This window comes from Costertonia aggregata (genome assembly GCF_013402795.1).
Taxonomy (GTDB): Bacteria; Bacteroidota; Bacteroidia; order Flavobacteriales; family Flavobacteriaceae; genus Costertonia; species Costertonia aggregata.
This window is the reverse complement of the sequence record NZ_CP058595.1, coordinates 1,617,190-1,630,145: the sequence shown is the minus strand read 5'-3', so window position 1 is coordinate 1,630,145 and position 12,956 is coordinate 1,617,190. Positions and strand designations below refer to the sequence as shown.

Here is a 12,956-nt window from a genome sequence, read left to right as displayed (position 1 = left end):
AAAATGAAAACCATCAAAAAAACAATTTTTCTCTTTTCCCTAATTTTCACAAGTGCCATAACTGCCCAGAACCAAGCTTTTAAAGTTAAAGTAGTCGGTAAGGGTGACCCCATTTTATTATTTCCGGGGTTTACGTGTACCGATGCTGTTTGGGAGGATATTATGGTCGAACTTTCGAAAAATCATGAATGTCACGTATTTACATTTGCCGGGTTTGGCGATGTAAAACCCATTGAAAAGCCCTGGCTGCCAAAAATTAAGGAGAACTTACAGGAATACATATCGGAGAATACACTCGAAAACGCCACGATAATTGGCCATAGCTTGGGAGGAACGCTTGGCCTATGGCTGGCCAGCGAAACTAACACGTTCAAAAAAATGATTATTGTAGATGCATTGCCATCAGTTGGCGCTTTGATGATTCCTGACTTTAAAAGTGAGAATATGGTTTATGAAAATCCGTGGAATGAACAATTATTGAGCATGGATGAAGAAAGCTTTGATACAATGGCCACACAAATGGCTATGGGAATGAGCTTAAAACCAGAAAAACAAAAACAAATTAAAGATTGGATACTACAAGCAGATAGGCAAACGTATGTTTATGGTTATACCGATTTGTTAAAGTTGGACTTGAGAGAAGATATCGCTAAAATCAAAGTGCCGGTCACAATTCTTGCCGCAACGCATCCTTATGGTTTGGAAATGGCCAAAATTACGTATGGGAATCAGTATAAAAACCTAAAAACATATAGTATTGAATATGCAGAAGGGTCCGCACATTTTATCATGTACGATAAGCCGGAGTGGTTTTTAGAAAAGGTAATGCTTAATCTAGAATACTAAATGTCAGCTAAAGAACTAAAGTTTAAAGAAGTATACGAGAACAATTATCCCAAGGTAATGCGACTTTGTTTGGGATATGTTAACGGAGAAAATACTCTGGCGAGAGATCTGACACAGGAAACCTTTATAAAGGTATGGGAGAACCTGGATACCTTTAGGGACGAGAGCCGAATCACTACTTGGGTGTACAGGATCGCTGTTAATACATGCCTGGCAGAGTTAAGACAATCCAAGAAAAACATAAAGAGGTATCAAGTTGACGGCATTCCTGAAATAGCGGACTCAAATTTAGGGGAGCGTAAAGAAGAGTTATTATCACAACTATATTCTTGTATCAACACATTGACCGAAACCAATAAGGCGATAATATTATTGGAGTTGGATGGGCTACCTCAAAAAGAAATTGCAGTAGTGACAGGGTTAAAACACGAAGCGATTCGCACCCGAATTCACCGTATTAAAAATGAACTAACAAAATGCGTACATCATGAATGATTTTGAAAAATTACGATTAAAATGGCAAGACCAGCGAGAACTTAATCCTTCAAAAGAAGATTTTGACGCTGTTCTGAACAGGATAAACGATATAAAGAAAAAACAAAGAATAACGAATGTGGTTCTGTCAGCCACAATACTTGTTCTGGTATTTTTCTTTTTCTATATATCCGGATATAAAAACAGTAAGGTAACAGTAGGTTTGTCGTTGATGATTTTGAGTTTGGCAATTCGTATTGGTATAGAAATGCGTAGTATATATAGACTAAAAAAAATAAACGTTATGTTGGAGGGTATTCGTTTTAAAGAAAAACTAATGGAATACTACAGTAATAGAAAACGGGTACATTTTTTTATCACTCCCGTTATTGTTTTGACTTATATTCTGGGTTTTAGAATGCTACTGCCCAGCTTTAAATCGAGTTTGTCATCAGGGTTTTATACCTACATAGTAATTTCATCAATCGTTATACTCCTAGTTTTGGGAACATTTATAGCCTTGCAAATCAAAAAAGAATTGAATAAACTAAAAAGCTTAAAAGCTACGGGCTAGTTTACAGATTGCCAATGTTATGGTTTGGCACTACTTTTGGTTTAGTATCTTTACATAAATCAGAAATAGATCAAAAAAATGAAAAAATCAATATATATACTTTCAATTATATCCATGGGATTGTTCAGCTGCGCATCACAAAAAAAGTTACAGACCAAAACTCCTTTTGAACTTGGTACAGCGTCTTGTCATGAGTGGGTGGGCGGCAAAGAGGAAACCGGTAAAGGCCTGCTCTTGAAGATTCCTGTAAACTATAAGCCTCTCAATAGTCTGCCCGAAAATCATGTTTCCCTAAAACAGGCCTTTTTTCGTGGCAAGGTCAGTGATATTGTCATTGATCAAGAAGGGGGTGCCACATACGCAACGGCTAAGTTCATTAAATACTTTAAGGCAAAGCCAGATCTTATCATGCATGCCGATTCAAGACAAGAAGTAGGGAATCAACCTCCTAAAATGATAAAAAACAAAGAGATTGAAAATGAGTTCCCTTTTAAATTGGCCAAAGATGAAGCTGTAATCAGTTATATGCAAAAGGGGAAATTAAAATACACCAAAATCACGGGGATTAAGGACAAAACACCCGTGATCCATAACAGTAAACCAAAGAACTGACTTTTTTTAAAGGGTTTAAATAGCTACATTTAGATTTTAATCCCCAGTTGTTTGAATCCACTAAAAAAACTTTTTAAGCAAACCGCTATCTATGGTTTGGCAACGGTGTTGCCAAGGATGTTTTCCTTTATTTTGGTGCCCCTGTATACAAAAGTGATGCCTCCAGGCACTTACGGAGAAGTACAGCTTATTTTCATGTGGTTCGTAATTTTCAATGTTTTTTTAGCATACGGAATGGAAACTGCATTTTTTCGCTTCTACAAAGAAGTGGAAAATAGAAAAAAGGTGGTCTCTACCGCTTTGATTTCTATTGCGGGGACTACGTTTCTCTTTTTGGTCATAGGCCTTTTGTTCCAAAAAACTATTGCTGATATCCTAAACATACAGGTAACCTACATTAAATATGTGCTCGCTATTTTAACCTTGGATGCCTTGGTCATTATTCCTTTTGCTTGGTTACGGGCCAACGAAAAGCCAATGCGGTATGCGATCGTTAAGATTTTGAACGTAGCCATAAATTTAAGCCTAAACCTTTTCTTTATTCTTTTGCTTCCTGTTATGGGGAAAAATGATCCGAATGGGTTTTTTGGGAAAATGTATGTTCCCGATTTCGAGGTGAGCTATATTCTCATTTCCAATGTGGTAGCAAGTGGCATAACATTGGTATTGATGTTCCGTATCTACATGGGAAGATCTTATGTTTTTGATTGGCCTCTGTGGCGAAAAATGTTGGTATACGCACTTCCGGTTATGATAGCTGGCATAGCTTTTAGCATAAATGAAGTCTTTGACCGTTATTTGCTCACTGAGTTGCTGCCGCCCGCAACGGCAAAGGCAGAAATGGGAAAATACGCTGCGTGTATAAAATTGGCCCTTTTTATGACGCTTTTCGCCACTGCTTTTAGAATAGGCATAGAGCCTTTTTTCTTTAGTCATTCCAATACTGAAAATCCGCAAAAAACATACGCCCAGATTACGAATTATTTTATCATTTTGGGTAGCATCATACTGTTGAGCGTTGTGGTCTTTGCCGATGTTCTAAAAAAGTTCTTGGTTTTGGACGAGGCCTATTGGGAAGCTATGTCCGTTGTGCCCATAATCGTTTTGGCCAGTTTTTGCTTGGGCATTTACCATAATTTATCGGTGTGGTACAAAGTTACGGACCGTACTAAATTTGGGGCATATATCTCGATTATCGGTGCGGTATTGACCTTGATCATCAACCTTGTATTCATCCCTTATTTTGGTTACATGGCATCTGCTGTGGCAACATTGGTGGCCTATGGCAGTATGATGTTTCTTTCCTTTTATTTTGGGAGAATGTATTATCCCATTCCGTATAACTTTAGAAAAATAGGTTTTTATGGGATAATGTCCATTGTTTTTTCCATCGTATCGTTCTATTTTTTTGACAGGAATTTGTTTGTTGGCATTCCACTTCTGCTTATTTTCTTAGGGGTCTTGTACAAAATGGAAAACGATAAGTTGAAACAGATTTTCCTAAAGAAGGGCAAATAACAGGTTGTAGGATTATTTATAAAAAAATTAAGGGTTCAATTGTAATAATTATTGAAATTTGTATGGATGAGCAGTAGAGTATGGTAATTTCCGAACCAAACACTGTATGGCCCCATACCTTTACTGACTTAACCAAAGATGGCCGCTTAAAGTAAATGAGAAGAAAATATGAAAATAAACATTATCAATAAATCTACCCACGCCCTACCACATTATGAAACGGATGCATCGGCTGGGATGGATTTGAGAGCCAATATTTCCGAGCCTATTACGTTACAACCTTTAGGGCGTGCAGTCATCAAAACCGGGCTTTTTATAGAACTTCCCATTGGCTTTGAGGCTCAGGTAAGGCCTAGAAGTGGCCTGGCGGCTAAAAAAGGGATTACGGTGTTGAATGCGCCTGGCACGATTGATGCGGATTATAGAGGCGAGATAGGGGTAATTCTAGTAAATTTATCCAATGTGCCTTTTACGATTGAAAATGGGGAGCGTGTGGCGCAATTGGTAATCGCCAAGCACGAACGGTCAGAATGGGTAGAAGTGAACGAACTTTCAGAAACCGTTAGGGGACATGGGGGGTTTGGTAGTACAGGGGTAAAATAGATGAATAAAACACTTCACATATTATTTCTTTTTACAGGACTTTTTTTATGTCCTGCCTATATTCATGCCCAAGATGAAAAGAATATTGATGTAGAAGAAAGTGCCGAAGTGTTCTTAGAGGAATATTCCGACGAGTTTCAAGAAAACTTTTTTGAGGCCTTAAAACAGAAAGGGATAGAGAATTACGATAAGGCCGTCAACCTGTTTTTAAGATGTAAACAATTACAGCCCGACAACGTAGTGGTGGATCATGAGCTTGCCAAGGCATATCTAGCGGATAAACAGCCTTTGTTCGCCCAGGACTATGCTATAGAGGCTGTGGTGGCAGAACCTTCGAACCTGTGGTATCTGCAAACACTTATGGCGGTACTTAAAAAGCAGAACAGTACTATAGCTGAAGTAGAAAACACCATTCCCTTTGACAATATAAAGCTTCAAGAAAATTTAGCATTGATTTATTATGGGCGGAATGAGTATCAAAAAGCATTAAAAATACTTAACGGTATAAAAAAATCAGACTTTACGGAGGAACTTACCTTAAAAATAAACGACTCCCTAAAAAGGCAGACGGTTAAAAGTACTTCAACCTCGTTTACGGTTACGAATCAAAGAGAGAGCGACCCGTCCATCGGATATAAATCCCAGATCAAAAGTCTGATTTTTGCAAAGAACATGTTTATGTTGCAGCAAGTTTCTGCAGAGGCTTTGGAAAATTATCCTTCGCAACCCTATTTTTATTATGCCAACGGGTTGGCTTTGAACAAAAAAGGAAAACATAGGGACGCCATAGCCATTCTAGAAAGTGGCCTGGATTATTTGGTAGGCGATATTTCACTGGCCAATAAAATATACCAAGAATTGGGAGATGCCTACACTGCCTTGAACAACACGCCTAAGGCAAATATGTATCTTCGTAAGATAAAGCCCGGATTTTAAATGAGTTCAATGAATATAAATAGCAGAAGCATATTTGAAAAAATACTGATATTGAGTGTCTTCTGTTTGGTATCGATTTCCTGTAAGACCAATAAGATAATCGCTGACGGAAAAGTGGATAATACGCTTTCGGCAAAAGGGGTCATTAAAAAGCATTACGGCTCTAAACTAGATTTCAAGACCTTGAGCGGAAAGATGAAGATAGACTACTCCGATGGTCAAAGTTCTCAAGGTGTCAGCGTTAGCCTTCGTATGGAAAAAGACAAAGCCATTTGGTTGAGCGCACCTCTTGGTATGGTCAAAGTATATATAACTCCGCAAAAAGTATCTTTCTACAATAAGTTGCAAAATGAATATTTTAATGGTGATTTTTCATATTTAAGTCAATTATTGGGAACGGAGCTGGATTTTGAAAATCTGCAGAACCTACTCTTGGGGGAAGCTGTATTGGATTTGAGAAAGGAAAGGTACAATGCCGAAGTCGTTGCCAACACCTATCAATTAAAACCGAGGAAACCTTTGGACTTGTTCAAGATTCTATTTCAGATAGAGCCCAAACATTTTAAAATGGCCTCACAACAATTATCGCAACCTTTGGAAAAACGATTGTTGGAAATCAATTATCAGGAGTATCAAGAAGTAGATTCCCAAATGATACCCAATTCTATCGCAATCGCGGCTATTCAAGGCAACGAAAGAACAACAATCGATATAGATTACCGGAATATCGAATTGAACAAATCCATTAAATTCCCATATAAAATACCGAAAGGTTTTGATGAGATAATCTTAAAGTAAAATGCAAGGTAAACGCTCACATCTATTTTGTATATTGGTACTTATGTTGCTATGCTATGGGCAATCGTTGGCCCAGACCAATGAGCAAAAAGCTTTGGAAAACAAACGTGAGCGACTTCAAAAGGAAATCAGGGAAATAAACAGGTTACTTACTTCCGAGAAAAAGGAAAAAGGCAATGTGCTGGACCAGATGGAAGGGTTGAACCAAAAAATCAATGTGCGCCAACAATTGATTCGGGTTACCAATCAACAATCCAATTTATTGAACAGGCAGATCAATGCCAACATCAGGAATATCTCCAAGCTACGTGATGATCTGAAAACGTTGAAAGACGATTACGCCAAAATGATCCAAAAATCGTATCAGAGCAAATCGCAACAAAGCAGATTGATGTTTCTATTATCTTCCGAAAACTTCTTTCAAGCTTTTAAAAGACTGCAATACATTAAGCAATATACCGATTATCGCCGTGAACAAGGAGAACAGATTATGGCGAAGACCCAGGAATTGGGAAAGTTGAATACCGATTTGACCCAACAGCGAAAAGAAAAGGATCAATTGATTGCGGAGAACAAGAAAGTAAAAGCCATTTTGTTCAAAGAAATGCAATCGCAGAAAGAATTGCTGAAATCAATTCGAAGCAATGAAAGCAAATATGCCGCTGCGATACAAAAGAAAAAAACAGAGGCCCGAAAAATTGACCGTCAAATTGAAAGGTTGATACGCAGTGCCATTGCATCATCCAATAAAGAGGCTAATAAAAAAGCGGGCAAAAAGGCCAATACCAGCACATTTATATTGACTCCCGAAGCTAAATTGGTGGCCAGTAACTTTTCATCCAACAAGGGGAAACTCATATGGCCTGTTGAAAAAGGGATAAAAAAACAGGGTTTCGGCGTGTATAAAGATGCGGTGTATCCTGGAATAAAACACCAAAGCAACGGTGTTATTATCGCAACTGACGAGGGTAGTACGGCACGTGCCGTTTTCGAAGGCGAGGTAATCGCCATTTTATCCGTTCCAGGGGGCAATAAAGGAGTTCAAATCAAACACGGTAACTACATTAGTACTTACTACAATTTATCCGAACTTTTTGTGAAGAAAGGGGATAAAGTAGCCGTAAAGACAGCATTGGGCAAAATTTATACCAATCGGTTTAGCGGATTGACCCAGCTTAAGTTTTATTTGTATAAAGACACCACACGTTTGAATCCTGAAGAATGGATCTATCAGTTATGATCTGTTAAATATAAATCCTTAATCGCCTAGAAACAGGGCTCTAAGTTCCGTAGCATCGGTAGGTTTCATTTTTCCCGCCAATACCAGACTCAGTTGTTTTCTTCGCAAAGCGGCTGCAAATCGCTCTTTTTCCAATTCGGTCTCAGGTTTTAATGGGGGTACTTTTGTGGGTTTGCCCATATCGTCCAAAGCTACGAAGGTATATATGCCTTCATTGGCCTTAGAACGCTGCCCGCTAAATCTACTTTCTATCCAAACATCAATATATACCTCCATAGATGTTGAAAACGCCCTTGAAACCGCGGCTTCTACGGTCACCACACTGCCCAAGGGCACGGCTTGGTTAAATGCGACATGATTTACCGAAGCCGTTACGGTAATACTATTGCTGTGCCTTCCTGCCGCTATACTTGCCGCACGGTCCATACGTGCCAAAAGTTCCCCGCCAAATAGGTTTTCCAACATATTGGTTTCCCCCGGTAATACCAAATCGCTTACTACGGTAAGGGAATCTTTAGGAGTCTTTGCTTTCATATGCCTGAAATTTTGGCAAAGATACAAGCTAATTACTGGGAGAAAAAGAAGGGGAAGGCTTATTTATTTGACCGAAAGCAACCAAGCATCTCCCGATACGTTGCGTTTTATGCTTTTTAGGGAGTCTAATGCGATGTCAACATCGGTATAGCTGCCGTAGGCAACCATGTGTAGACCAAATTTGTTCGGGCCCAAATACGAGGCGTCATATCCTTTTCTGCGTAATTGCCCTACTTTTTTATCGGCATTGGCACGAACACGAAAAGCACCGGCAACAATATGGTGAACGTTGGTGTTGGTTTTGGTCACGGGAAGCGACAATACCGGAAGTTCCAAAGGAGCCGTATCAAAGAACGTGGCTTCTTGTATATTTCTTGAAACCTGTTCTTGGGCCTCTTGTTGCACTATTTGGTCATTGTTGATGTTTTCATCTACAAATCGAAAACCGGTAAGTCCGGTAGAAAGTGCCAGTAAGGCAACGGCTGCATATTTTAACAAAGGCCTTAAGGCTTGTGTTTTACGCCTTTCCGGTGTAATGATAAACGGTATCTTTTCTTCCATCGTCACAACTTCCTCTTTCAATACCTCCCTGGTAACGGGAACGGATACATAAGAGGAAAGACCAAAAGATGAACTCAGGTAGTTTATTTTGTTAGATGGCTCAAATTGAATTTTATGGGCGCCGTTCAAATAGAGTTTGCCTATGTTCGGTAAGACCAAGCGCTCCCCGGCTTTCAGGTCATGTTTCCATTTTTGCGAAATATCGTTGACCTTTTGTAGCATTTCATCATAAGAAGTGTTTTCCGCTTCAGCCATAAAGGAAACCAAAAGCCCATCGTTGGAAGATAGTTGTTCGTTGAAGGAGATGATTTTGGTGGGCGGATATAACGTATGGGTAGATTCGTTTACGACCGCTGATTTTATTTGGGCAAGAAATGCACCAAACCCTGGCACGACTACGCAGTTGTACCTGTACAGTAATTCTTTTAGATAGTGTTCTATTCCCATCAGGACAAATATCATAAAAATTGATGCGAATCAAAACCTCCCCATAACTTTTTATTAACATTATATTTTGTGTATTTTGTGAATAACTAATGTGATTTTGTAAATGACTACAAATGAATTGATTGCGGTACTTCGTTTACAAAACGTACCCAATATAGGCGATGTAACGGCCAAAAAGCTGATTTCCCACTGTGGTAGTCCATCCGCGATTTTTGAGGATAAAGTGCAAAACCTATTAAGAATAGATGGTATCGGTACTATGACCATCAAAGGCCTTTTTGATGCTGAACATCTAGAAGCTGCCGAATCGGAATTTGAATACATACAAAAGAACAATATAGCTTTTGATTACTTTTTGGACCAAGATTATCCTTCGTATTTAAAACATTGCATTGATAGCCCCATCTTACTTTTCAAAAGAGGTAAAATTGATTTAGCGCAAAGAAAGATCATAAGTATTGTCGGTACTCGCAACATTACAAGCTACGGTACGGCGTTTTGTGAGCAACTTATTGAAGATTTAGTGCCTTTAGACCCCATTATCGTGAGCGGTTTCGCCTATGGCGTTGACATTACGGTACAGCGTGCGGCGATGAAGCATGGCTTGCAAACCATAGGATGCATGGCACACGGCCTTAATCAAATATACCCAAAGGTACATTCCAAATACATGAACGCGGTAGAGAAAAACGGAGGGTTTTATACTGAATTCTGGAGCAATAGCAACCCGGAACGGGAAAATTTTTTAAAACGAAACCGTATTATTGCGGGAATGAGCCAAGCCACTTTGGTGGTTGAATCCGCTGAAAAAGGAGGCAGTTTGGTCACTGCCGACATCGCCAATAGCTATAACAAAGATGTTTTTGCCGTACCGGGCAGGGCCCAAGATAAATATAGTACGGGCTGCAATAACCTTATTAAACAACAAAAGGCCCATATGCTTACTTCCGCTGCGGATTTGATATACATTTTGGGCTGGGAACTTGAAGAAAAAAAGAACGTTCCTATCCAAAAAGAGCTTTTTGTTGCGTTGGACGATACCGAAAAGACGATATACAATTACCTCCAAAAAGAAGGCAAGCAATTGTTGGATAGCATTGCCCTAGAATGTAAACTACCCATTTTCAAGGTGTCATCCACCTTATTGACCATGGAGATGAAAGGAGTCGTAAGGCCCCTGCCGGGGAAACTGTTCGAGGCCGTTTGATCAGTAAACGTCTTCGACCACGAAGCTGTGAACCGTACTTAGGGGCCTGCCGTCCGTGGTGATGCCCTCGACCCTTACCAGATAACTGCCGGGGGCATCTCCGGTATAAAAGCTGAAACCGGCCGTGTCGGAACCGTTTATGGCGATGTTCGGCTCCCAATGCAAGGTGGTCCTGTAATCCGCTTTGTCATGTTCTTTTTCGGTGATGCCGTAGTCGGGACTGTAGAACTCGCGTGTCTTGGTAAAGCCGGGGATTTTAAAATCCGTGACCCCGGGTGTCGGCGCGGGAAATTCAGGTTCAATGTATACCTGCCCACGGGTGTAAAACGCTATCACGCCATTACTGCCGCGAGATCCATAAAAACCAGTTCTAGGGCCCGAGAGTACATCTACGAACTCTATGTCGCTGGGGTTCAATGTATTTATGGTACTATTATCAACAGGAACATTGTCCAATAGATAAAGGGGTTCTTTAGGCCTAGAAACATTTTGAGTACTTTCATCACTGCCTGAGCCTCCATTATTCGAAGGGGAACCTATCGACGTGGCCCCTCCACGTATACTAACGGTTCTTTCATAAGATTTCCCTTGAACGCTTACGCCGGCTACACCTATCAAAAAGTCAAATACATTAATAGCGAATCCCCCTCTAATAGAATCTGTGATAACGCGCCTATCGGGTTCGCCATATAAGGTCAGTTCGTTGAATTTTTCGTTGACGATTTCCTTTCTGGTCATTTTTCTTTTTTTCTCGACTACCGTCACCTCTTTCAGGCGCGTTACGTTGGGGTCGTACTTGAAGTCCTGTACCTTTCTTTTCGAGGTCTGTTCCATATATTCCCTCGGGTATTCGTACACGATGGTCTTCGTTCCGTTCCGTTCCGTTGCGACCTTTGGCCCGGGGAACGTGTCTTCCACGTAGATGCCGATTTCGTTCTCCTTCTGTTTTCGGTGCTTTGCCATCGGTCTGGCCTCGATAACGCCGACGATCGTATCGGTAAAGTTGAAGGGCCCGAAACTGAAATTCCCCATTGCGTCGGTATCTTTGTTCTCCCTGAAGAGCTCCCTGTTCAACACACTGAAGCTCACCAGCGATTTTTTGGGTCGGTACCCGTTGTCAAAACTGGTGGTCCTTCCCTTTACCATGATTCCCTTTTCGGGTGCATGGGCGTTTTGTCCGTTCACTTTGCCGCCCAGCATATCTTTCCAGGCAAACCTGCGCCAACCGTGGGTCAGCATGAGGTTGTCCAAAAGGTTCCTGCCTTGCATGGTGTTGTCCTGAAAGAACATGTCGGCATTGGAGACGGTTCTTCCGATGTCCGAGTCCAAGAGCAGCCAACTTTTGATGTTGGGGCCGGTACTCGAGGTACGGTCGGTCTTGGTCATGACGCTAGCGGAGAGGTTTGCGGCCATCGGGCCGTTCACCGATAGTTCTACGGACACCTTTTCCCTTTGCCCGTAGGTTGGGGCATCCGTTTCGGCCGATAGGAAAATATCGTTGTAAGGGTTGTCGATAAAGACCAGTCTTTCGCACATGGGCTCCCCTTCGGAGGTGAAAAGCGTGAAATGCGCTACCCCGTCCTCCAGGTCTCTGGTCATTATTTTTGCGGAAAACTTTTCGTCGGTCGAATTTTGTACGTTCTTGTAAAAAGTCCTACCGCGTATATGCCCTAGGAGCAAGGTTCCCTCCAGTCCCCTTTCCATGTTGTTCGATGATAGCTTGACGGTAACATGTTCGCCCGTGTTCCTTATGCTCATAGCGTAGCCCCTCTCCAGGACTTCGGGCAACGTATACCTTTCCTCCTTTCCGTTGACCTGTATACTGGCATAGTAGGTCTTTTTGGTTTCCGGCACGAAACTTACCTGGCCCAGACCGTGGTCATGGCTTTTGAAAGGCGAGACCAGATTGTCGTTCTGGTCGATTATTTTTCCCTGCAACGCAATACCGTTGCCCTTGGTGTCGGTCACTTTGACCCCCAGCTTGCCATATATCCCCGAGACCAGGTCGCCACCTTCCGGGAAAAAACCGATGATGGGCCTTTCCTGTTCGGCCTTGGCCGTTTCTTGGCCCTGCACTTGCCCGTCACTCTCGGTAGCGAGGCCGGTTTCCGTTCTTTGCAGCCAAACAGGTATCTTCTTTGAGTGGAGAAAGGGCCTGTCCTCGTTCAACATGTATTTCGTGTAGGCCCGAAGGGTATAGCTGTCCTGTTCGATGTCCTCGGGTATCTGTATGCTCCCTGCGGCACCGATATCCTGTGCGAACAGTTTTTGCCGCACCACAACGCTATCGGACGAACTCAACAGTTCGACGTAGACCACGTTGCTCTTATCGGTGGTGCCATGGGAGACCCCATCCACGAGATAGGTTTTGTACCAAATGGTCTCGCCGTTGGAGTAGAGGTCCTTGTCCGTCTGTATGTAGGTCTTTTCGGGAGAATTGATTGTGCTGTACGTAATGAGTCTGCCCAGTATGTTTTGGAAAACGGGATTTTCCTGGGAAACACCTATGGAGACGTTGAGCATCAGTATGGCCGTGAGCGGCCGGGCGATTGTCCTTGTCATACTTTGGATGGTATCGGGTTATGCCTGTAAGATACTGTCTTTCG

General features: G+C 41.6%; 13 protein-coding genes. 10 read left to right on the top strand and 3 right to left on the bottom strand.

Annotated elements, in window-relative coordinates; translation table 11 throughout:
• Positions 1-3 precede the first annotated feature (3 nt).
• From HYG79_RS07505 to HYG79_RS07465, 9 genes are all read left to right on the top strand, one after another.
• Positions 4-846: an alpha/beta fold hydrolase gene (locus HYG79_RS07505; RefSeq protein WP_179241490.1), complete on the top strand. Its 843-nt coding sequence runs from the start codon at positions 4-6 to the stop codon at positions 844-846.
• A complete protein-coding gene (locus tag HYG79_RS07500) occupies positions 847-1,341 on the top strand; it encodes an RNA polymerase sigma factor (RefSeq protein ID WP_179241489.1) in 495 nt (164 codons plus the stop codon). It begins immediately after the preceding gene.
• The gene (locus tag HYG79_RS07495; protein ID WP_179241488.1) at positions 1,334-1,894 is read left to right on the top strand and encodes a hypothetical protein; all 561 of its coding nucleotides are present in this window, start codon (positions 1,334-1,336) and stop codon (positions 1,892-1,894) included. Before HYG79_RS07500 ends, HYG79_RS07495 begins: the two co-directional genes overlap by 8 nt.
• A gap of 78 nt (positions 1,895-1,972) precedes the next feature.
• Positions 1,973-2,506, top strand: coding sequence for a hypothetical protein (locus HYG79_RS07490; protein WP_179241487.1), 534 nt, complete (start codon positions 1,973-1,975; stop codon positions 2,504-2,506).
• A 51-nt stretch (positions 2,507-2,557) separates the two neighbouring features.
• Positions 2,558-4,024: a lipopolysaccharide biosynthesis protein gene (locus HYG79_RS07485; RefSeq protein ID WP_179241486.1), complete on the top strand. Its 1,467-nt coding sequence runs from the start codon at positions 2,558-2,560 to the stop codon at positions 4,022-4,024.
• Positions 4,025-4,192: 168 nt separating this feature from the next.
• The gene (dut, locus tag HYG79_RS07480) at positions 4,193-4,627 is read left to right on the top strand and encodes a dUTP diphosphatase (protein ID WP_179241485.1); all 435 of its coding nucleotides are present in this window, start codon (positions 4,193-4,195) and stop codon (positions 4,625-4,627) included.
• Positions 4,628-5,563: a tetratricopeptide repeat protein gene (locus HYG79_RS07475; protein ID WP_179241484.1), complete on the top strand. Its 936-nt coding sequence runs from the start codon at positions 4,628-4,630 to the stop codon at positions 5,561-5,563. It begins immediately after the preceding gene.
• 9 nt (positions 5,564-5,572) lie between these two features.
• The gene (locus HYG79_RS07470; RefSeq protein WP_179241483.1) at positions 5,573-6,361 is read left to right on the top strand and encodes a DUF4292 domain-containing protein; all 789 of its coding nucleotides are present in this window, start codon (positions 5,573-5,575) and stop codon (positions 6,359-6,361) included.
• Between the two features lie 43 nt (positions 6,362-6,404).
• Positions 6,405-7,601 (top strand): murein hydrolase activator EnvC family protein, encoded by a 1,197-nt coding sequence (locus HYG79_RS07465; protein WP_228027958.1) that lies wholly within the window; start codon positions 6,405-6,407, stop codon positions 7,599-7,601.
• A gap of 18 nt (positions 7,602-7,619) precedes the next feature.
• Here the strand turns inward: HYG79_RS07465 and HYG79_RS07460 are convergent, their stop codons facing one another.
• Positions 7,620-8,135, bottom strand: coding sequence for an acyl-CoA thioesterase (locus tag HYG79_RS07460; protein ID WP_179241481.1), 516 nt, complete (start codon positions 8,133-8,135; stop codon positions 7,620-7,622).
• Positions 8,136-8,198: 63 nt separating this feature from the next.
• Positions 8,199-9,143, bottom strand: coding sequence for an HU domain-containing protein (locus tag HYG79_RS07455; RefSeq protein ID WP_179241480.1), 945 nt, complete (start codon positions 9,141-9,143; stop codon positions 8,199-8,201).
• Between the two features lie 103 nt (positions 9,144-9,246).
• On the opposite strand from HYG79_RS07455, the gene dprA reads away from it, so the two are divergent.
• The gene (dprA, locus tag HYG79_RS07450; protein ID WP_179241479.1) at positions 9,247-10,350 is read left to right on the top strand and encodes a DNA-processing protein DprA; all 1,104 of its coding nucleotides are present in this window, start codon (positions 9,247-9,249) and stop codon (positions 10,348-10,350) included.
• Here dprA and HYG79_RS07445 read toward each other — a convergent pair whose 3' ends face one another.
• Complete coding sequence (locus HYG79_RS07445; protein ID WP_179241478.1) at positions 10,351-12,912, bottom strand: TonB-dependent receptor plug domain-containing protein; 2,562 nt, start codon at positions 12,910-12,912, stop codon at positions 10,351-10,353.
• Positions 12,913-12,956: the final 44 nt, after the last annotated feature.